Here is a 22,119-nt window from a genome sequence, read left to right as displayed (position 1 = left end):
AGTCTCAGTCTCGCGACCAGGCTATTTACAATAGCCGAATTTGTCATTTTTGATTGGTTGGAACGCTCTAGCAGCTTGCAGCCAATAACTTGGAACTAGTTTAGAATTTGAATCATGAAGATTATTTGTATTGGACGAAATTACGCCGATCACGCTCGTGAGCTGAACAATGACGTTCCCGATGAGCCGGTCATCTTTATGAAACCCGACTCGGCTTTGTTGCGCAATAACGACCCGTTTTACATTCCCGCTTTTAGCAGCGATGTGCATTACGAATGCGAGTTGGTGGTGCGCATCAACCGATTGGGCAAAAATATTGAGCCCCGCTTTGCCAGCCGTTATTACGACGAGATTGGCCTGGGGATCGACTTTACAGCTCGCGATTTGCAGGCTCAGTTGAAGGCGAAGGGACTACCCTGGGAAAAGGCCAAAGCTTTCGATCGGTCGGCAGTAATCGGTAACGATTTCATTTCGAAAACCGAACTGCCCGATGTGGGGCACATTCAATTTGAGTTGAAAAAGAATGGGGAAGTAGTTCAGAACGGCGATACAGCACAGATGCTTTTCCATATTGACGAGTTGATTAGTCAGGTGTCGAATTATTTCACCCTGAAAATTGGCGATTTAATCTATACCGGAACACCGGCAGGTGTCGGTCCCGTCGCTATTGGCGACCGGCTGGAAGGGCTGCTGGAAGGCCGGAAAATGTTCGACTTCGAGGTGAAGTAAGCCAGACATTTCCACATCAACCCGATCCGGTTAAAACAACGGGAAGGAGCATTTCTGAAGAAGGAATGCTCCTTTTTCGTTTGGGGAATGAACGGTTTCGGCGGTGAAAAATCAAAACCGGTAAAATTCATTGGTTGGCTGCGGCAAAATTCTTACCTTAAGAAAGTTGACTGAAGAAGAAAAACTGTGAAATTCAAACCTGAAACTATGAAAGCTTTATTAATTATGGATATGCAACGCGGAGCATTCGACCCGATGGATGCACGTTACGATGCGGAAAATGTGCTCGAACGAATCAATCTGTTGTCCGCCAGATTCCGAAGCCTTGGCTTACCTGTTATTTTTATTCAGCACGATGGCTCGCGCGAAGGCTTTTTCATTCCCGGAACCAGCGAATGGGAGATCCTCGATGAGCTGGGTAAACGCTCCGACGATGTGGTGATTGTGAAAACAGCAAACGATTCGTTCTACAAAACGGAGCTGGATCAAGTGCTGCGCGAAAAAGGAGTGGACGAACTGGTGATTACCGGATGCTCGACCGACTTTAGCGTCGATTGCACCGTGAAGGCCGGCCTGAGCCGCGACTATCTGATTACGGTCATCTCCAATGCACACACAACCCGCAGCCGCCCGCAGATGACTGCCATGCTTGCTGTGGAATATTTCAATATGCTTTGGGCTCGCCTGGCACCAACCAAAGAGAAAATAAAATTGCTAAGCTGCGAGGAGTTTCTAAAAAATAGCTGACAGGCTCGCTTCTAAAGATGCAGACCGGATAGCTGGTAATCACGATCAGGAATGAAAGTTTACTACTTTTCGACGATGCTGTTATCAAAAGTTTTTGGGTTGTCTTGCTGTCAAAAGTTATCAAGTTGTTGTCCAAAACAGTGTCAACGCTCAAGGAAGTCGTTTGATTAATGAGGAAGAGTTGGGACCGAGTGCCCTATTTTTTCGAGGCCGAAATCAAACGAAAAGCTTCCTGCAATCCCGGAGGGATGCTATTTGGGTAGCTTAACGACGACAGGGGAAATACCGTCCCGTATGGGCCGGGAGAATCTTTGTGTTATCGTTTGTGCTACCCAAATTATACCGTTTTGAAGGCTAATTTATGCTCTGAAATAGGACGGTATAATGCCGATAGACTGAAAAAGGAGCATTGGAACGAAGTGATACGATGCGACACTTTTGAAGCTAATCGGTATTGAATGGCTAAAGCCATTACAGAAAAATGAAAACCCGTCCGGTAGGACAAAGTTCCTTTTTGATCAAGAGTAGAAATAGAAAAAACTTCATGATTCCCTGGAATCACCAACAGGGATGAAAGTGGATTCTTTTGAATTAGATTGACCCTCCCATTCCGACAAAGTCGGAATTTCCCTCCCTCGCGAGGGAGGGCCAGGGTGGGTACATTAGATCGAAGGTAAAAGCAGAAGGGACTTTAAAAAAAAGAACCTCCCCGAAAGGAGGTTCGCAGGTTTCTCAACGCGAGGTTAGGGAGCAATAAGGTTGGGAAATCTCCCTGACGTTTCTGTACGTATTGGTTCTGTTGCAATGTGACACTTGAGAAACCTGTATCGTAGTCTGTTGACGCCGCTGAAGCCCCCTGCACGAGGGGGCACAGGAGTTCGAAGGGTGGTTGGGTATACAATTTTTTTAGAGCTGCCACGCTCGTCACTCCTGTTTAATCCTTACAAAATAGAACTGCATTTTCAATAGTCAGGTTTACGATCTGTGTTCGTTTTATGTTCGCATGTTATTTAGCATTTTTTTTTTATAGATAAATTTTTATCGGGATAGCGGCGCAGGTGATCGCTTCAGGCGGCTCGAATCGAGGGTGCAAGCCTGTTCTGCCGCTTTTGTGTGCTGTTTTTATTCCTGTTTTTTCGGATAAGCAACGACGCCCGTTGGTTTAGGCCTCCCGGCTTTTTCGCGTGGCTTCATCATTTAATGATAGCTTCCCCAGCGGTAGTTGGGCTCTTCATTATTTAATGACGGTTCCCCCAATGGCAGGTGGGCTCGTTATTATTTAATGACGGCTTCCCCGGCGGTAGTTGAGCTCTTCATTATTTAATGACGGCTTCCGCAACGGAGCGCGGCGTTATTAAATGATGCTAGCTGCTTTCCCCGGCCAGGCAGGGCATGCTGCAAGGAAAATGCTCGTTCGATTTCGACTTTCGCGAAAAAAAATAACCCCCGCAAGCTTCCGCCGGCGAGGGTTCCCTTTTCTCTATCTGTTGTTAAGTTCCTTATTCGACTACCAAATTTACGGTCAGGTAGAAATCGTCGTAAATCACTTTGTCGCCCAGGTTGTCGAAGAATGATTTGGAACCGTAGCGTACGTCGTATTTCGAGCGGTCAACGGTAATTTCGGCAGTGTACGTATTCCCGTTTTTTGTTACCACGAAGCTTACCGGATGGGTCGCTGCTTTGATGGTCAAGTCGCCGGTCACGGTTGCTTTGTCGCCGGAGAACGCAGCTTTGTTTGTGATCACCAATTTAGCTTCCGGGTATTTTTCAACGCCGAAGAAATCGTCTGATTTCAGGTGGCCAACCAGTTTACCGTTCCATTCTGCATCGGTCAGGTCGGTACATGCCAGGCTGTTCATGTCCACCACGAACTCACCACCGGCAATGGCGCTACCGTCTAATTTTAACTCACCGCTTTTCAGCTTAATGGTTCCCGAGTGTTCACCACCTACTTTTTTACCTAACCAGCTGATCGAGCTTTTCGCGGTATCAACGTTTACTGTTTGCGCCTGAGCGCCTAAACCCACTGTCAGGGCAATTGCTGCTAAGATTACTTTTACTGTTTTCATTTTTTTTCGATTTTGAATGATTTGTATTTGTTTTAATTTCTTTTTTAATTGATGTTCATCGGTACTTCCATAAGCAGAAGCTGGCTGTCTTTTTCGGCTTTAAACTTTACGCTGTTGGTTTCCCAAATACCCAGTCCGTCGCGATCGCTCAGTTCGTGTCCTTCTACTTCAACCCGACCTTTCAGTACAAACACATACAGGCCTGAGTTGGTTGCATGAAGCTTGTAGCTTGTTGCCGTTTCGCGGGTGAAATTGCCCAGGTTGAACCAAGCTTGCTGGTGTACCCAAACGCCTTCATCGTCGGTGTTGGGCGATAAAATTTGAAAGAACTCGTTTTCTTTTTCCAGCTCGCGGATCGATATTTGGTCGTACCGGGGGGCGACATTCTTCCGGTTCGGGAAAAGCCAGATTTGCAAAAATTGGCTTGCTTCGTCCTGCTTTTTATTGTATTCCGAGTGAAAGATGCCTGTTCCGGCGCTCATCACCTGTACCTCTCCGGCTTGGATGACAGCGGTGTTGCCCATGCTATCCTTATGTTCCAATGCTCCGGAAATCGGGATCGAAACAATTTCCATATTGTCGTGGGGGTGTGTGCCGAAACCTGTTCCCCCGGCAATGGTGTCGTCGTTCAATACCCGCAGCGCGCCAAAATGCACCCGCTCGGGGTTGTAATAATTGGCAAAGCTGAAGGTGTGGTGCGAGTTCAGCCAACCATGATTGGCATGTCCCCGCGTGTTGGCTTTGTGTAAAATTGTTTTCATGGCTTCAACCTTTCTTGTTTCTGCTTCAATTTAGCCTCGTGGGCTTTGCTTGAAATTGATAATACAAAGATAGAGGATGCTCAGGTCTTTTAATTTATAAAAATCAGGACAGAGATTACAAAAAACCGGTATCGTGAGAAGAAGATAAAAGGCAAAAGTCAAAAGTTAAAAGTCAAAAGTGAGAAGTTAAAAGTCAAAAGTTAAAAGAATAGGGAAGGGGATCGGATTAGGCGTAGGCACGGTGCTTTAAACCTGGAACCTGAAACCTGGAACCTGAAACCTGGAACCTGAAACTTGGAACCTGGACCTTGGAACCTGGAACTCGACTAGGCTTGGCGTGCTGTGTTGCGGAAGTCGATGGGAGATGTGTTGGTGTAGCGTTTAAAGAAGCTGCTAAAGTGCGAGGGTTCCTCGAAGCCGAGTTGAAAAGCCAGCTCTTTGTTGGTGGTTTCGGTAAACAGAAGCACGCGTTTGGCTTCAACTAAAATACGATCGAGAATAAATTCCTTGGCCGATTTGCCGGTGAGGCTTTTCACCGATTTGTTGAGGTAGTCGGCCGTTACGGCCAGCATTTCGGCATAGTCGTTCACTTTGTGCAGTTGGTGGTAGTGTTGGTCAATCAAGTCTTTGAAGTGGCGTACCAGCTGGTTGCCGGCCTCAATGGTTTGCGGATTTTTTTCCTTGTGCAGCGAGCAATGGTTGTTGCTTTGCACCAGGATCAGCTTGAGCAAAGCCCCCAGCGCATCATCCTTCATGCTCGAATCCATCTGGCTGTATTGCTCAATCTGGCGGATGATGTCCTTATAATGCTGAAAGTTTTCTTCGCTAACCGGGAGCGGCGGTGTTTCGCCATGCTTGTTGAAAAGATACACATCGTTGATCATCCGGTCGGGGATGCCGGTTTTTACTAAAAACAGCTGCGTGAAGTTAATGACCCAACCTTCGGGGCGTTCACTGGCCATGAACTGATGTACCTGCCCCGGGTAAATAAAAAAGAGGCTGTGGTCGAACAGCTCGTACGATTTAAAGTCGACAATGTGCTGGCCTTTGGCTTTTTCAATTAAAAGAATGGTGAAGTAATCGTGCCGGTGTGGTTTGTCGGGTTGCCCGTCAAATTTGTCGTACAATGCTCCCATATCTTTTAAAATGAAATTGGTCTCAACACCCTGCTGATCCAATAAACCGTATGTTGTAATCTCGTTGTGCATCGTCTGCTAAAATAAGCAATCAGTCTGTTTATTCAACAAGAAAAACTTCTCGATTGTTGCCGTCGTCGCGAAGAATAGCACTCGTTAATTGTTAATGTTCATCAATAAAAACGGCCGGTCACCCGAGGGCAACCGACCATTTTCAATATTCGATTGAGAATTATTTACTTGATGTAGCTTTCCAGAATGTGCTGCTTCTTCAGTTCATCGATGACCATCTGAGCAATCTCGTGCGCTCCTTTATCATTCAGGTGCGTATCATCCTGAACACCTTGCGGATAATTTTCGTTTTCACCGGGCTCCAGCCAGTTGTACAGTTGTTTCGACTCATCCGGTCCCAATTCTGTAACACGAAATTCAGTGAGCCGCTGCAAGTCGATGAACGGAACATCCATCGCATCAGCAACCAGTCGAGTCACCAACGGATAGTCCGAGTGGGTGTCAATCAGGCAGCCATATTCGTTGAAGTTGCGGCGCACAATCGACGACAGCAAAATGGGAACAGCCCCTTTTTCGCGAGCTTCGCGAACATAGCGCTCCAAGTTGGCGCGGTAAGTTGTAAAGGGGTTGGTATAACGATCGGGGCTTTTAAACTTCTGGTCGTTGTGCCCAAACTGGATGAAGAGGTAGTCGCCCGGTTGCAATTGGTCGTAAACTTCCTTCCAGCGTCCTTCGCCGATAAAGCTTTTCGAGCTTCGGCCATTTACCGCATGGTTGTCAACCGTTACCTTAGCGTTGAAAAATTCGTTGAAAACCATTCCCCATCCGGTTTCGGGGCGGCGGTTAGCCTCTTTGTTGGCCATGGTTGAGTCGCCAATCATGTAAATTTTTACCTTCTTTTCTTCTTGTTGTTCGTTGCGTGGCTCACTGCTTTGGCATGCTCCGAGAAGCAGCGTAATTGCAGCAAGTAAAATCAGTTTTGTTTTCATTCTGGTTGATTTTTATTTTCTCTCAATATTGACGGTAAACGTTTAGAGTGAAAAGTGCAAAGTAAAAAGAAGATTGAATGTTGCCTGCGTTACTTCTCCCTTCTTTCTTTTGTCTTTTGCCTTCACCCTTTTGCCTTTTTACTTTACCCTTTTGCCTTTCGTCTTTATTCCACCCTGAACCAATCTACATCAGCATAGCCACAGTCGTTGGTCCGGATGGGGCTGCTTGCAAACAGGCCCATTTTAGCACCAATCCAGCGACCCGCACGAGGCTTGAACGCCGGCCCAAAATTGTTGAATCGTTTTCCGTTCAAACTATAGCTGAATTGCGCTGTCGCATCGTGCTCGGGCGAATCAGGAATGTGCTTAACCGTTACGCGGAAATAAATTTCCTGCTGGTCCATATCGATTGACTGATTCACAACTTCTTTTCCGCCTTTACGGGCATCGGTACAAGTGCTGTGGATCAGTTTCAGTTTGCCGTCAACTTGTTGCAGGCCGATGTAGGCATAATCTTCACCCATCAGTAACAATCCGGTGCGGTCGCCTTCTTCATGGTTTCGGAATGTCAACTTAGTTGTTGCCGTGAAGTCGGGAGCCGGGAACTTTTGTAAAAACAGGTTGGGCAGTTGCCACAAGCTTACATAGTCGTCGGGTTGCTGGATACAGTTCAGGCGCAAATACCCCAGGTTGGCCGACATGTAACCAAAATAGACGCTTGGGTTGGCATGCCATTGCCATTGCAGTCCCCACTCGTGGCTGTTGAACTCGTCGGTTGTTACCAGTGGAGTCGCCGGGTAGTTTTGGCCAACAGTGGGTTTGATCCATTCCGAGACAGGCTCACCAATACCATCTTTATTGCTGTCAACGCCCGGGATTGGCCATCCGTCGACCCAGGTTACCGGTTGCAGGTGTACAATACGGCCATACGCCCAGCGATCCTGGAAGTGGTAGAACCAGCTGTCGCCATTTTCCTGCACCACCAATGCTCCCTGGTGAGGACCATTAATATTGGTGTCGCCTTGATGGAGCACGACTTTCATTTCGTAAGGGCCCCAAATATTTTTTGAACGCAGGGCTAACTGCCATCCGGGTTTTACGCCGCCGGCAGGAGCCATGATGTAATAGTAATCGCCATGTTGATAGAACTTTGTGCCCTCGCATGTTGTGTGGCCGTTGTGACCATCGAACACCAAGACGCTGTTGCCGATTGTTTTTGTTCCGTTCGGAGTCATTTCTGTCATCAGGATCACGGTTTTGGCACCGGCGCGGCTTCCGGCAAAGGCATACGACAAGTAGGCTTTTCCGTCTTTGGTCCAGATTGGGCATGGGTCAATTAAACCTTTGCCTTCTTTCACCAATACCGGTTCGCTCCAGGGGCCTTGGGGGTTCTGGGTTTTAACCATGTAAATGCCGAAGTCGGGGTCTCCCCAATAGATATAAAGTTCGTTGTTGTGGTAACGAATCGACGGTGCCCAAACACCGTTGCCGTGTTGTGGGGTGCTAAAATGGTCGAGAGGATATACTTCCGGCAGGGCATAACCAATCAGTTTCCAGTTTACCAGGTCTTTCGAGTGCAAAACGGGCAAGCCCGGCGAGCAGTTAAAACTGGAGGCCGTCATATAGTAATCATCGCCGACGCGGCAAACGTCCGGATCGGAATAATCGGCGAACAGAATCGGATTTTTATATTTGCCGTTACCCAAATCAGCATTCCACGGCTGTGCATTCAGTTGAAGGGCAATAACCGTTAAGGTGAAAATTGATAGTAGCTTTTTGAAGTTCATTGTTTGTTGTTTTATTGAAAGATGTGATCTAAAAAGTTCAGAATATAGCTGTGCGTTTGGTCGAACCACGGGTGCAACAGCCAAAAAGCATGCGGTGTGTTTTCGAAGCCATGCTGCTCGTGGTAAATTCCGTATTGATCCATGAGCTTGAACAGTTCATCGCGTCCGGCGTGGAAACGCGGGTACGAGCTGTTGATGTAAAGGGTAGGAGGAACGTCTTTCCCGATGTACTGAATCGGCGAAGCTTCGATCCACTTATCCGGACATTCTTGATAAGTGCATCCAAAGAACATAGCTCCGGCCGATGGTTTATCGGGTTTGGTATCTTTGGCACTTTCATTCGGGTCGGTAAAATCGATCACGCCATCAATGTTGATCAATGCCTGCACCTTGGCCGAAATATTGGGATAAACCGTTTCCGGATCGTCGAATTTCGTGTTGTTGCCGGTGAAGGCCATCAGGCTGGCCATTGTTGCGCCCGATGAAGCTCCCAGTACGGCAATGCGGGTGGTGTCAATGCCATAAATGTCGGCATTGTGTTTCAGGAAGCGGATGGCTTCTTTTAAGTCGTGCGGCGCTGCCGGGTAAAGTGCTTCAATCGACAGGCGCTGCTCAACCGACGCGGTAACATAGCCATCGATAGCCAGCTGCTGCGCTAAAGGGACCAGGTGCGACTTATCTCCCGAACGCCACCCGCCACCGTGGATCATCATCACCAAAGGACGCTTTTCACCGGGAGTATGGTTGGGCAGGAAGATGTCCATGCGTAAAATTCGGTTGTCGCGAAGCCGGTACACCTGATCGCGCAAGCTCAAAAATTTGTTGCTCTTGATTTCCTGCACCGGAGTAACCTCGGGGTGGTGTTTCTTTATTTTTTGCCACGACGACCACACCGAATAAGACGTGTCGCGCGGAAATTCGTTCTGGCTTTTTACGCTTAGCGGAAGTAATATCGTCAGAAAAAACAGGATGCTTAGATATCTCATGTTCGTTTTTGTTCGGCATTAATAATCGTAATCGCTGCTGGCGTTTTCCTGCAAACTGGCCGGATTCCAGCTGATCTGCTCGCCATTTACCCAAACGTTATTCAGGGCAATATTTTCAGCATGATCGATGTGGACACCGCGTCCGGCACTATCAACTTTAAAGTCCGTGATCACAAAATCGTGTATGTTTTGCAGTTCGTGTCCCTTCATGTAGATCCCGTAGTTCGTTGCCTTTTTACAACTTACATTATTCAGGTAGATTGAATGAATATTGGTTGGGAACTCGCTGCCTTCGTTGTGGTAATTCGAGGTGACCATGAAACAATCCAGCACGTCCCCGAATTTGACATTATTCACATAAACGTTCGAGATTTCACCGCCGCGATCTGGATTCGACTTCAGGTAGATGCCTCGTTTCAGGTAGCCGGCGTAGTCGCAGTTTTCGACAAAAACATTGCGCACCCCCGACGACATCTCGCTTCCCATTACAACGGCGTGCAAGCCTTTGAAGTGACAGTTACGGATGATGATATTTTCACTGGGGCGATTCATTGCCCGACCCTCGTGATCGCGGCCCGCTTTCACCGCTACGTTATCGTCGTTATTGTTGAAGGTGATATCTTCAATCAGGATGTCGCGGGAATATTCGGGATCGATGCCGTCGTTGTTTTTATTTTGTGCATCGTAACGAAGGCCGCGCAGGGTGATGTTTTCCGACATCAGCAGGTGGATACACCAGAAGGGTGAGTCTTCAATTTTCACCCCTTCAACTAAAATATTTTTACAGTCGAAGAATTGAATCAGCTGAGGACGCAAATAATGTCCTTCACCAAAAAGGCGTTCTTCAACCGGTGTTCCGTTGTGGTTCATCTGGCGGCTGAGCTGTTGGTCGGGCTTTTGCCGGCCGTGCCAGGCTGCAAATGTTTTTGCACCTTCACCATCAATGGTTCCTTGTCCGGTGATGGCGATGTTTTCTTTTTCGCAGGCGTAAATGAGCGGGCTGTAGTTGTACAGCAGGGTGCCTTCCCAGCTGCTTCTTACAACCGGAAGATACGAGGCTGGTGTTGCGCTAAAGCGGATCGTTGCACCCTTTTCAAGATGCAGGTTCAGCTTACTTTCAAAATGAATGGGCCCGTCGACAAACCAAATTCCGGCCGGAACAAGAACAGTTCCGCCGCCGGCCTGCGCACAGCTTTCAATTGCTTTGTCGATCGCCGGTTTACAGTCGGTAACTGAATCGCCGACAGCACCAAAATCGGTGATCGTAAATGTGTCTTTTGGAAAATCAGGAGCTTCAATTCGTGCCAGGATGGCTTCTTTGCTGTCGAGTTGAGGTTGAGCTTGTTGCCGGCAGGCTGAAAATGCAACAACGAAGAGGAGGGCAATGGCGATAAGTTTGGTTTTCATTGGTCAACAGTCTTAAAAAGAAGTATTGGCACAGCTTCCTCCACAAATCTTTCCGCTGGTTGTGCCAATACGTTCTTGCATCTAAATTATTGAATCAGTCCGGCATTTAGCAAGGCTAATTGCTGGTCTAAGAGATTTTTCAATTTATCGATCGAATCCATTTTGGACGAATCCAATTCCCAGGCGCCACCGAAGTAGTACGTTAATTGGTTATTCTCCGGTTTCAGCACCACAACGTGGTTGAGCTTATCTTCGGTTAACAACTCCAGTTGACTTTTACGATAAAAAACGAACAAGCCCAGGTTATCTTTATTCAGCGATTGAACACCAAAGGTCGCGTAATACGCCCAGTCACCGGTTTCGTCTGCTGATTTCAATACTTCCGTGTCGGGCATCTTGATGATTCCTGTTGCCAGACTATCAACCGGCTTGCTGCTTGTCAGTTCACATTTGGTCAGGTAGCTTCCTGCGTTGATTGTCAGTTGCGAAGTCAGGTCGGTTTTACCTCCGTCAAACTGCCAGCCCATATAGCGGGTGGTAATTTTCGACTGCAGGCTGCCGTCCATGGTCACTTCCGAATACAAACTGTCGGTTAGGGCAACGCGGTTGGCCTGTGCGTTGGCCCAATGTGCGATTGTGCCGACACCAAGCGCTTTGCCTACTTTCATGATGTCGGCACCCCAGTCGCTCATTTCGTGGTACGAATCGAAGCCATCAAGGCCAACCTGCGGCAAAACCATCGAGTCCACTTTCTTGCCGAAGATATCGACCGCATTTCGCCAGTCCAGGTAAAAGCGGTAGCCAATTTTATCCGACTCCCAACCCGGTCCTTCATAACGAATGTCGAACGAGTGATCGGTATGTTTGGGATCGACCCAAAGTGACGCTATTTTTTTCCAGTCGCCACCTTCGTATTCATACTGCTCGTTGCCATTTCTTTTGGTTACCCATTTCCAGTCGCCACCTTCTTTGATCGAAATCTCGGCGTGTGTTTTCTTGGGGAACTCAGCAGGCTGGCCGGCAACGATGCTGATGAATTTAGCTTCGGCAGGCGTAAAACTGACCAAGGCCAGGATTGACTGAATTTGATTGCCTTCAGCGATGAGCTGGTAGGGCACTTCGGTTTCGCCGTCCATCAGTTTAAAACTTTCCATCGAGGCGGCTGCCTGTAAAATTTCGGGAGTCGTTATCTCAACCGTTAACTCGTTAACTTTTTGGTTAAGCGGGTTGGTGATGGTTGTGCCAACCGGTTTTGAGCAAGCTGTCCACAGGGCAGCCAGCATCAGTAGCATTGCAATGCGCGATTTCATGGGGAATTTATTTCTTTGTTGTTCAGACTTTATTCTGCTTTTATTTCTTCACCGTTGATAATAACATGCTCAAGGCGGAGGTTTTTAACGTTGCTGATTTGGGCAACTTTTTTCACGCCATTGAAGTTGCAGTCGCTGATGAAGATGTTCTCGATACTGTTTTCACCGTCGATTCCTTCGAGGCGCAAGCCAAATTTCGCGGGCGTTTTTCCGGTCATGTCAGCTTTGATTCCCGAGATGTACACGTTGCGCACCATCGGAATGTAATCGCCAATGCCTTCACTTTTGGTGTCGTACATACAGTTGATGCGGATTACAGCATCTTTAACCTGGCCAACCGCAATGTTGCGCACATAAATGCCATCGGTAACACCTCCGCGGTGTGCATTTGTCTTCAGCCGAATGGCTCGGTCCAGGTCGGGGCTGCTCATCTCGCAGTTTTCGGCAAAGATGTTGCGGGCACCGGCCGAAATTTCGGAACCGATAACCACACCGCCGTGCCCTTCCAGCATTTTGCAGTTGCGGATCAACATATTCTCGGTTGGGATGTTGGGTTTGCGTCCATCGGAGTTGCGCCCCGATTTAATGGCGATACAGTCGTCGCCGGTATCGAAAATACAGTCTTCAACAAGGACGTTTTTACATGATTCGGGGTCGAAACCATCGGAGTTTGGGCCAAGGCTCTCGATATGCACACCACGGAAGATGATATCTTTCGACAAGATGGGGTGTACTACCCAGAAGGGAGAGTTGGTAATTTTAATGCCTTCAATTTTTACGGAAGTGCAATAGATAAAGCTGATGAACTGCGGACGCAGGTAAAAACCATCGCCGGCCTGACGTTCGAACAAGGGGGCTTCTTCGCTTTCCCATTTGTCTAATGCCGGGCGGCCGCGGCCTTCGTCCAGCTGGCTGGGCATTCCTTCTTTCCATCCGTAGTGTGACGAGCCCTTCCAGGTCCACCAGTTATCACTTGCGCCTTGTCCGTCAACGGTTCCTTTGCCGGTAATGGCAATGTTGTTCTGGCCATTGGCATAAATCAGTGGCGAATAGTTGAAAACATCGTTTCCTTCCCAGCGGGTTTGCACTAACGGAAGGTAGTCCTTCGGGTTTGTTGAGAACTTTAAGGTTGCACCTTCGGATACATGCAGGTTTACATTGTTCTTCAGGTGAATTGCACCGGTCAGGAAAGTTCCTGCCGGAACAAGAACGGTACCTCCGCCGGCTTCGGTGCAGGCAACGATCGCCTGGTCAATTGCTTTGGTGTTCAGGGTGGTGCCGTCAGCTTTAGCACCAAAATCAACAATATTGAAGGTTTTATCCGGGAAAACGGGTTCCTGGATCTGATCGACTATTTGGTAGATCTCGGCCCACTTTTTTTCGTCTTGAATGGCCTTTGCCGACCAACTGAAGGTGGCGATTAATGCGAGTGCGATGATTAATTTGATCGATTTCATGTTTGAAAAATTTTTGGCGATAAATTCTAAACTTTATTTTCTTGCTTCAACCGATGGCAAACATAGTTGATTCGGAGCGTTTTTATTGGCGATAAATTGACCAATAAAGGGGGTGTAATTGTTTTTGAAGTTGTTGTAAGGCATTGTGCCAGCGGAATCCGGCTTTCGGTTTCCTACTGCTGATACTGCTATTTTAGCGCGTTAATTCTTTGCAGACGACCGGTTTTTTTTCAACTTTAGGATTTTTAAATTTAATGAATGTGACGCAATTTTTGAAGCTTTTCTTTGGGCTGCTGTTTATTGGCTTTCGCGGCGTGCTTTGGGCTGTTGAGGTGGAGCGTTTCGAGCTGTTGAATACGAACGATGGCCTTTCGCAGAACTCCGTTCAAAGTATTTTTTGCGACAGTCGCGGGTATATGTGGTTCGGCACGATGGACGGTCTGAATCGCTACGATGGCTACAATTTCAAGGTTTACAAAACACAATACAATAATCCGTATTCGTTAACTAACAATCGCATTGTTTCCATTTGGGAAGATCAGCATGGTTTCATCTGGCTGGCGTCGCATGACGGACATTACCATTATCTGGATTTACGAACCGAACGTTTTTATTCGTTTCCTCCAACAACGGAACCGGGAAATCCGCGCAATACCCAAGTGACCTCCTTTTTGGAATTGGATGACGAAATATGGCTGGGAACCAATAATGCCGGGATATACCGACTGAAATATACGGAGAATGGGGAGAGCCCCTATCGTCATGCTGAGATCGCTGTTAAACAGGAAATGCAACAGGCAAATCCGGCCATCAGTTTTATTATTGCCGATCGGGATTCAGCAGTTTGGGTAGGCACGACTTCCGGGATCAACTATTTTCAGCCTAAGTCAACAGCCGAAAATGAAGCGATTAAAGGAGAGCTGTTTTCGCCCCAATTCAATTTTACTTCGGGGGTAGCTGGCGGAGACTATTTGTACCTGGGCACGCGACGGAATGGTTTGGTTCGCTTGGATGTGAAGCATAACACACTTGAACGGCTATCGGTTGCTGGACTAAATGATGTTGTGAGTCTGGTTAAGTTTAACCGCGCCGGTAAATTGATTGTCGGAACGATGTCGAGTGGGCTGTTTATATGCGAAACGGACGGGACCTTGGTGAATCGCTTTATGGAGCAACAAGAGATTGTTGATGTATATGAAGACTCCGAAGATAACCTATGGGTGACAACCGACGACTTCGGAATAAGCCGCATTAAAAATGATTTGAGCAAGGCCGTTTTCTATCAACTGGTGCCGAAAGAAATTCAGTCGTTGGTTGACTTGCAACGCCAGTTTCTGTTTGAAGATCGGGATGGAAACCTTTGGGTGGCAACGCATGGCGGAGGACTTGGCTTGTTCGACGAAGACAAGGAGGAGTTTCGTTTTTTCCGCAACGATCCCAATGATCCCAATTCGTTGAGCTCCGATATTGCTTATTGTGTTGCCCAGGATAAATCGGGTTTGCTGTGGATCGGTACGGGCCAGTTCAATGGCGGCATTAATAAACTGGTGCCTGCCAACCCGATGTTTCGACAATTGAAGGTCGAAAAGAAAGTGGAGAGTTTGAGCGACAATGTTATCCGTGCAATAGCGCAGGATAACCGGGAGAACATTTGGTTGGCAACCAAGTCCGGGCGACTGTATGTCTATGATCCTCAGTTTAATTTACTGCATAAATACGATGGGATCCCTACCGCTCGCGGCCGCATGGGGCGCTTTAATGTCTACACCATTCTTCAGGATCAGCAGGGGTATATCTGGTTGGGGTCCAAGGGCGGAGGTTTGGCTCGCAGCAGCCGTCCGTTACAAGACTACCGAAACTATGCGGACCTGTCGTTTCAAATTTATCGGCATCAGGAAGGAAATCCGCAGTCCTTGTCCAACGATAACATTTACTGTATAACGGAAGATCAGCAGGGGCGAATCCTGGCCGCAACTTACGGATCGGGTATCGATGTGATTGACAATCCGGCTGCCGACCACCTGCGGTTTCGGAATATTTCAACAAGCAACAGTAAGCTGTCAAGCAACGAAGTGCGTTACCTGTTGGTTGACTTTGGAGGAACGCTCTGGGCGGCCACAACTTTTGGACTGAACGAATTAATCGGCGATATCAGCGACCCGATCCCGGCTTTCAAGTCCTATTTTTACGATGTAAACTACGATCGCAGCCTGAGCTATAACGACTTGCTTTATTTGTACGAGGACGGAACGCACCGGATGTGGTTGGGAACTTTTGGCGGAGGATTGAACCGGATTATGCAAAACTCGGATGACGAAGTGATCTTCAGCCATGTTAGCGAGCAGGAAGGCCTGATAAACGATGCGGTATTTGGGATACTGGAAGGCACAAGCGGTAATCTGTGGCTAAGTACCGAGAACGGAATTTCGCGCTATGATATTCAGACCAAGGATTTTGAAAACTACGACACCAACAATGGGTTAATGTGCAGTAATTTTTCCGAGGGAACCTGCTGTAAATTGAACGACGGAAGGCTATTGTTTGGCACCTTGGATGGCTTGTTGATTATTCGCGAAAGTGAAGTGAAAGTTCAGGCTTTCCAACCTCCGGTGGTCTTTACCTCCTTTTCATTGTTCAACGAGGAGGTGGATTATAACAGCGAGGATGCTCCCTTGAAGACTCATATCAATTTTGTGAAAGACCTGGTTTTAACAGATGATCAATCCAGTTTCAGCATCGAATATGCTGCTTTAAGCTTTTTCGATCCGGCGAAAAATCGCTATTCCTACACCTTGGAGGGATTTGATGAGCAGTGGTATAATGTGCGCAATGAGCGCAAAGCAAGCTATACCAACCTGGCGCCCGGCGAATACACCTTTAAAGTGAAAGCTGCCAACTGGGATGGTCCCTGGGGCGACAACCCGCGGGAGCTTCATATTACAATATTGCCACCGTGGTGGCGCACGAGCTGGGCTTATATGAGCTACATTTTATTGGCTTTGCTGATTGGTGAAACCTCCCGAAAGATTTTTGTGAAATATAACCGATTGAGCACCGACCTGAGAGTCGAACGCAAGGTGAACGAGATTAAACTGAAATTCTTCACTAACATCTCTCACGAAATACGAACGCCGTTAACCCTGGTGCTCGGGCCGATTGAGGATTTGAAACGAATGGCCGACCTGCCGCCTGCTGTTAAGGCGCCAATCGAGATGATGAGTAGTAATGGCAAGCGTATGCTGCGGTTAATTAATCAGCTGCTGGACTTCCGGAAGGTGCAGAACCAGAAAATGAAGCTGAAGATCGCTGAGCTTGAACTGGTGTCGTTTGTGCGGGATATTTGCCAAAATTTCGGGCAGATGGCGATGCAAAAGCAAATTGATTTTGTGTTGCCTGAAAATACCGACGAAATTAAGGTGTGGGTTGATGTCGAAAAAATGGATTCGGTGCTGTTTAATATCTTATCGAATGCCTTTAAATTTACACCGGCAGGCAAGCGCATTGCCGTACAAATTGTCGAAGACCGGAAAAAGAACCAGGTGCAACTTATCGTGGAAGACGAAGGCAAGGGAATTGCCAAAAATAAAATGCCAATGCTCTTTCAGCGGTTTACAACTTTGGCTGATGACAATCCGGAGCAAAGCGGAAGTGGCATTGGCCTGGCCTATTCCTACGAGTTGATGAAGCTGCACAAAGGCGATATTCAGGTTCAGAGTGAGGAAGGGCAGGGAAGTCGTTTTGTTGTTACCGTAAAATCGGGGCGAAAGCATTTTCGGGCCGACGAGCTTAGCGACCATCGTTCGGAACCGGTGCGCACCGGTTCGCATGTCGATGAGCTGGAATTGCGCCGGCAAACAGAGCCTATGCGTGGCGAGCCTGTTGTTGGGGGCGATAAAAAGCATACGATTTTACTGGTGGAGGATCAGTCGGAAATTCGGAACTATATCGCGTCGTTTCTGTCACCCGAGTTTGAAATACTACAGGCTGAAAACGGAGAACAAGGGTTACAGCTGGCCAAAGCAAAACATCCCGATTTAATTGTTACCGACCTGATGATGCCGGTCGTGGATGGCATGGAGATGACCAAAGAAATTAAAAAGGATTTCGACTTGAGCCATATTCCGGTAGTCATGTTGACGGCCCGGTCGGCTGTCGATTCGCAGATTGAAGGGATCGATTGCGGCGCAGAAGCTTATGTGATTAAACCCTTCAACTCGGAATATTTGTTGACCGTGGTGAATAACCTGGTCCGGCAGCGCGAGAATGTGTTGGCATATTTCAACAAAAAGAACCCGTTTCAGGGTGAACTGAAGATTACGAATAAGGATGAGGAATTTCTGAAAAAACTGGTCGACCTGATTGGGGAGAACTGCCAGGATTCGGATTTTAATGTGGATGCTCTTGTGAAGGCCACGGCTTTGGGACGAACTGTTTTTTACAATAAGGTGAAAAGTCTGACGGGCATGAGCCCGGTTGAATTTTTACGCAATACCAAATTGCAAATTGCCGCGCAGTACTTGCTTTCGGGAGGCTACAATGTGTCGGAAGCAGCTTATGCCAGTGGCTTTAACGATTTAAAATACTTCAGTAAAAAGTTTAAAGAACGCTACCATGTTCCGCCAAGCCAGTATGGCAAAACAACGGCTTAGCACCGCCGGTTAATGACTGTCGATTCCGTGAAGCATATATAAGGCATGTTCTATGGTCGGTAAAATTTCGTTGCAGTATTCCGTGACGGCTTTGACACTTCCGGGCATGGTGTAAATTAATGTTTGATCGATGACACCTGCGATTCCGCGGCTGAGTAAAGCAGCCGGTTTCTGCATGCCGTATTTCACGCGGATGAGCTCCATGATTCCCGGGATCTCCCGGTTCAGCATCGGTTGGACAGTGTCGGGAGTGATGTCGCGCGGACCAATGCCGGTACCGCCGGTGGTGAAAATCACATCGAATTTGTTGTTGACAGCAACTTCTATTTCTGCTTTTAATAAGTCTGCCTGATCAGGAATTAAGCTTTGGTCGAAAAGGAATTTTCGGTTGATGGATTCGAACTGCTTTTGGCTTAGGTTTCTGATCTGCGGGCCGCTTTTGTCGGGATATTCACCGCGGCTTGCGCGATCGCTAAGAGTGATGATTTTAACCCGGATGAATCGGGGCTGATACGTCAGTTGCTCACCGGCTTGTAGTTGACCGTGCCGTATAACCCGGGCAAAAATGCCTTCTTTGGGCATTACACAGTTGCCAACTTCGCGGAAAATAGAGCAGTTGTCGCCGTGGCATTTCTTGCCGATTTGGGTGACTTCCAACTCGATGTTTTCACCCACAAAACGATCCAGAGGTTTTGTCGTATGCAGCAACAGTCCCTCGGTGGTGATGTTCTCAGCAAATTCCCCGAAAGCAATCTGCCGGCCGGCTTCAGCAGCAAATTTATCGATGCTTTCCTTGGCTAGCAGACTGACCTGACGGTGCCAGTTCCCCGAATGTGCGTCCCCAACAACACCAATTCCGCTTAACTGAATTTGCGGAACGGGCTTTTTAATCGTGCCTTTTTTCTCGGATCGGTTGACAGAAAGAATCGTAATATTGGTCGTCATGATGGATTGAATTTAAAGGTCAGATTTTGTTTTCTCAGTTAACCGGACATTTGAGATGACCATCGATTTATCGACAGCTTTGCACATGTCGTAAATTGTTAAAAGGGCAACTTGTACGCCGGTAAGCGCTTCCATTTCCACGCCGGTTTGGCCAATGCAGTTTGCAGTGCATGTTGCTTTTACGCCCGATGCCGTTAACGCACAATTTACTTCTACTTTTGTAAGCAACAAATTATGGCAAAGCGGGATCAGCTCGCTGGTTCGTTTGGCTCCCTGGATGCCGGCAATTTCAGCTACGGTGAGCACATCACCTTTCTTCATCTGATTTTCTCCAACTAGTTTGACGGTTTCAGCATTCAAGCTAATGAAGCCTTCCGCGGTGGCCGAACGACTCTGTTGGCTTTTATGGCCAACATCTACCATGTTGGCTCTTCCGGTATCGTCGATATGTGTTAGTTTTTTCATAAAATTCCATATTTAAATTTAGTAGTCTTGAGTCTTGAGTCTTGAGATTGAAAAACAAAGCTACTTACTTTTCTTCCTATTACTCATTACTCACGACTCATTACTCACGACTCGTTACTCACGACTCACGACTCACAACTCATCCCCCGATATTATAAAATTCACCGGACTTATTGAATGTCCCCGAGCGCGGCTTGTTGCCAATGGCTAAATCCAAGGCTTGTTGGTGCCCCAATTGACCGATGTTGTACGCCAAATCGCTAAAAAGGCATGGTTTCACGTCGCCGTTAGCCAAAAGTCGTACCCGGTTGCATCGGCTGCAATTGCCGCCTTCACCACCTTCAACTTTCGAAAATTCGCCGTTCTGAAGATCCATCTGATGAATAAAGCGGAGTTGTAAATCATTATCCGAACAAAAATCTTTTAATCGCTTGACCTCATCATCCGGTTCGCCCAGGAGTACACAATTAATTTTTATGGGATCGAAACCGGCTTGTTGCGCTGCTTTTATACCGGCCAAAACAGCGTTTAGATCGCCGGTTCTGGTAATTTGGCGATAGCGGTCCGCATTAATGGTGTCGAGGCTGATGTTCACGCGTTGCAAGCCTGCATCTTTCAGCTCTGTAGCGAATTGGGGCAACAGAAGTCCGTTGGTTGTTAAAGCCAAATCCTCCAGGCCTTCAATGGCTGCCAAACGACGAACTAATTCACTGATGTTTTTGCGGATCAGTGGTTCTCCACCGGTTAATCGGATCTTTGTAATTCCTTTAGCGATGGCCAGGCGGGCGAATGCTTCAATTTCTTCGAAGGAGAGAATGTCCTCATGGCGCATCAACTGAATACCGTCCGCCGGCATGCAGTAGGTGCAGCGTAGATTACACCGGTCGGTAACCGATATGCGCAAATAGTTGATATGCCTGTTAAAGCGGTCTAACATGAACGGTCTCTCCTTTTGAAATTGTTGTTACTCCTGTTGGAATGGACATAAAACCAGTAGCTTGATGATATGCGTGAATATGCGCTGAACCATGATAGCTAATGGTTTCGACTTCATTTTTACGGTTTATTTTTACCGGCACATACTCCTCGCGATCCGCTTTCTTGCGATGAAAATCGTTGGCTAAGGGCAGCGGAAGAGCGATCATTGGAGCTGTATAATTCATCAATCGATACAAAAAAGGCTTGGCAAAAATTTCAAACTGTATAAATGATGAGACCGGGTTGCCGGGTAGTCCAATAATGTATTTGCCGTTGTTGATGGCAAAAGTGGTGTGTTTGCCCGGTTTTACAGCCATTTGGTTGAACAGGATTTGGAAGCCCAGTTGCTGTATAATTTGTGGCACAAAGTCGAAGTCACCAACCGACACGCCGCCGGAAAGTAGTGTTACATCATTCTCATTTACCGACGATGCAATTCGCTGCCGGGTTTGTTCGAGCTCATCGGCAACAATTCCGTAGTAGTTCACCTCGCAGGCACACTGCTCAGCCTGAATACGCATTTGGTGCCCGTTTGAGTTCCTGATTTGCGAAGCTTGGGGAGCTACAGTGGGCTCTACCAATTCCGAACCTGTTGAGATAATGCCTACTTTGGGCTTTTGGTAAACTTCGGGGCGGGTGCAGCCTGCTGCCGCTAAAATGGCGATGTGCTGTGCTTTGAGCATGGTGCCGGCTGTTAAAACCAGATCGCCCGTTTTCACATCTTCCCCCCGCAGGCAAATATTGCTGTTGGTTTTGCTGCCGGTAAAACGGATTTGTTGCTGATCATTGGCTTCACTTTGCTCTACCATAAAAACGGTATCGGCACCTGCGGGAACTTCGGCACCAGTCATTATTTTAGAGCAGGTTCCCGGTTCATTTTTAAATTGCGGCGATTTTCCCGCCGGGATCACCTCTCGTACATTCAACCATTGACCTAAATCTTCTTTTCGGCAAGCATAGCCGTCCATGGCTGATTTATTGAATGGTGGCATGTTCACATCTGCAAAAATATCGGTGGCCAGAATGCGGCCCGATGCTTTTAAAAAGCTGATCTTTTCGGTGGGTAAGCTTTTTGCCGCCTGAAAGGCCTGCGTCAAGGCATCGTTTAGCGTTATGCTTGTCTTTTTTTCCATGCTTTGTCGAATATGAGTTGATCCGGAGCTGGCGAAAACTGCTTTCCATCCGAAGTAATGATCAAATCTGCAATTTTGCGGTTAATCTCGGTTGCCGGTTTTGTCGCTATATTGTTGTTAATGACGAAGACAAACAGGCCTGCATCGATGACATGATGCAGGCCTGCTGATTCAATCAGGATTGGTTGGTCGGCCTCCAAATAGGGGAGTAGCGAAATAAAAGCCTGCTGCAAGTATTCGTCTTTGCATTGAATGTAAAATGATCGGTATGCGCCGTGTTGCAGGTACAATGAGCTGTCTTTATTGGTTGTTCTGTTCGTCTCCTCAAAAAGCTGTAAGCCTGGTTCTTCGGCTAATAATATTAGCCCCGGAGTTGGCTCATGGAAGTGATGTGACAGCTTAACAGCAATCGGCTGTTTTTCTTTATGTTGTTCGAGCAGTTGGCACAAAAAACTGGTTTTTCCGGCATTTTGGCCCGAGCCCGCAATTAATAGTATGTTTGCCCAATTGGGTTTCATGTTCTAACGGTTAAAATTCCTTTTTTTGTTTGGGTTGAAAA

General features: G+C 47.4%; 17 protein-coding genes. 3 read left to right on the top strand and 14 right to left on the bottom strand.

Annotated features, from left to right (window positions below; genetic code table 11):
* The first annotated feature begins 114 nt into the window (after window positions 1-114).
* Window positions 115-729, top strand: coding sequence for a fumarylacetoacetate hydrolase family protein (locus C8N47_RS04520; protein ID WP_107821326.1), 615 nt, complete (start codon window positions 115-117; stop codon window positions 727-729).
* Window positions 730-936: 207 nt separating this feature from the next.
* Window positions 937-1,476, top strand: coding sequence for a cysteine hydrolase family protein (locus tag C8N47_RS04515; protein ID WP_107821325.1), 540 nt, complete (start codon window positions 937-939; stop codon window positions 1,474-1,476).
* A 1,499-nt stretch (window positions 1,477-2,975) separates the two neighbouring features.
* On the opposite strand, the gene C8N47_RS04510 is transcribed toward C8N47_RS04515, so the two are convergent.
* The 9 genes from C8N47_RS04510 to C8N47_RS04470 form a co-directional block, all read right to left on the bottom strand.
* The gene (locus C8N47_RS04510; RefSeq protein ID WP_107821324.1) at window positions 2,976-3,545 is read right to left on the bottom strand and encodes a YceI family protein; all 570 of its coding nucleotides are present in this window, start codon (window positions 3,543-3,545) and stop codon (window positions 2,976-2,978) included.
* 44 nt (window positions 3,546-3,589) lie between these two features.
* Window positions 3,590-4,306 carry a pirin family protein gene (locus C8N47_RS04505; RefSeq protein WP_107821323.1) on the bottom strand — a complete coding sequence of 239 codons (717 nt, stop codon included), beginning with the start codon at window positions 4,304-4,306 and terminating at the stop codon, window positions 3,590-3,592.
* Between the two features lie 326 nt (window positions 4,307-4,632).
* Complete coding sequence (locus C8N47_RS04500; protein ID WP_107821322.1) at window positions 4,633-5,514, bottom strand: helix-turn-helix domain-containing protein; 882 nt, start codon at window positions 5,512-5,514, stop codon at window positions 4,633-4,635.
* 164 nt (window positions 5,515-5,678) lie between these two features.
* Entirely contained in the window at window positions 5,679-6,443 is a 765-nt protein-coding gene (locus tag C8N47_RS04495; protein ID WP_107821321.1) for a rhamnogalacturonan acetylesterase, read from the bottom strand.
* Window positions 6,444-6,607: 164 nt separating this feature from the next.
* Window positions 6,608-8,230: a glycoside hydrolase family 43 protein gene (locus tag C8N47_RS04490; RefSeq protein ID WP_107821320.1), complete on the bottom strand. Its 1,623-nt coding sequence runs from the start codon at window positions 8,228-8,230 to the stop codon at window positions 6,608-6,610.
* An 11-nt stretch (window positions 8,231-8,241) separates the two neighbouring features.
* Window positions 8,242-9,216, bottom strand: a complete 975-nt coding sequence (locus tag C8N47_RS04485) for an alpha/beta hydrolase (RefSeq protein WP_107821319.1) — start codon at window positions 9,214-9,216, stop codon at window positions 8,242-8,244.
* An 18-nt stretch (window positions 9,217-9,234) separates the two neighbouring features.
* Window positions 9,235-10,623, bottom strand: coding sequence for a glycoside hydrolase family 28 protein (locus C8N47_RS04480; RefSeq protein ID WP_107821318.1), 1,389 nt, complete (start codon window positions 10,621-10,623; stop codon window positions 9,235-9,237).
* An 86-nt stretch (window positions 10,624-10,709) separates the two neighbouring features.
* The gene (locus C8N47_RS04475; protein WP_107821317.1) at window positions 10,710-11,933 is read right to left on the bottom strand and encodes a DUF4861 family protein; all 1,224 of its coding nucleotides are present in this window, start codon (window positions 11,931-11,933) and stop codon (window positions 10,710-10,712) included.
* 29 nt (window positions 11,934-11,962) lie between these two features.
* Window positions 11,963-13,390 (bottom strand): glycoside hydrolase family 28 protein, encoded by a 1,428-nt coding sequence (locus tag C8N47_RS04470; RefSeq protein WP_107821316.1) that lies wholly within the window; start codon window positions 13,388-13,390, stop codon window positions 11,963-11,965.
* A gap of 260 nt (window positions 13,391-13,650) precedes the next feature.
* Here C8N47_RS04470 and C8N47_RS04465 point away from each other — a divergent pair, with 260 nt between their 5' ends.
* A complete protein-coding gene (locus C8N47_RS04465; protein ID WP_170111287.1) occupies window positions 13,651-18,039 on the top strand; it encodes a hybrid sensor histidine kinase/response regulator transcription factor in 4,389 nt (1,462 codons plus the stop codon).
* A 9-nt stretch (window positions 18,040-18,048) separates the two neighbouring features.
* Here C8N47_RS04465 and C8N47_RS04460 read toward each other — a convergent pair whose 3' ends face one another.
* From C8N47_RS04460 to C8N47_RS04440, 5 genes are all read right to left on the bottom strand, one after another.
* On the bottom strand, window positions 18,049-18,984 hold the full coding sequence (locus C8N47_RS04460) for an MOSC domain-containing protein (protein ID WP_107821314.1): 936 nt from the start codon (window positions 18,982-18,984) through the stop codon (window positions 18,049-18,051).
* A gap of 12 nt (window positions 18,985-18,996) precedes the next feature.
* Window positions 18,997-19,449 carry a cyclic pyranopterin monophosphate synthase MoaC gene (gene moaC / locus C8N47_RS04455; protein WP_107821313.1) on the bottom strand — a complete coding sequence of 151 codons (453 nt, stop codon included), beginning with the start codon at window positions 19,447-19,449 and terminating at the stop codon, window positions 18,997-18,999.
* Between the two features lie 139 nt (window positions 19,450-19,588).
* Window positions 19,589-20,386, bottom strand: coding sequence for a GTP 3',8-cyclase MoaA (locus C8N47_RS04450; RefSeq protein WP_107821312.1), 798 nt, complete (start codon window positions 20,384-20,386; stop codon window positions 19,589-19,591).
* Window positions 20,370-21,560: a molybdopterin molybdotransferase MoeA gene (locus C8N47_RS04445; RefSeq protein WP_107821311.1), complete on the bottom strand. Its 1,191-nt coding sequence runs from the start codon at window positions 21,558-21,560 to the stop codon at window positions 20,370-20,372. Before C8N47_RS04445 ends, C8N47_RS04450 begins: the two co-directional genes overlap by 17 nt.
* Window positions 21,539-22,078: a hypothetical protein gene (locus tag C8N47_RS04440; protein WP_107821310.1), complete on the bottom strand. Its 540-nt coding sequence runs from the start codon at window positions 22,076-22,078 to the stop codon at window positions 21,539-21,541. The genes C8N47_RS04445 and C8N47_RS04440 overlap by 22 nt, the downstream gene beginning before the upstream one ends.
* Window positions 22,079-22,119 lie beyond the last annotated feature (41 nt).

Source organism: Mangrovibacterium marinum (genome assembly GCF_003046625.1).
Lineage (GTDB): Bacteria > Bacteroidota > Bacteroidia > Bacteroidales > Prolixibacteraceae > Mangrovibacterium > Mangrovibacterium marinum.
Note: the sequence above shows the minus strand (reverse complement) of the source record. Positions and strands in the feature narration are given on the sequence as shown.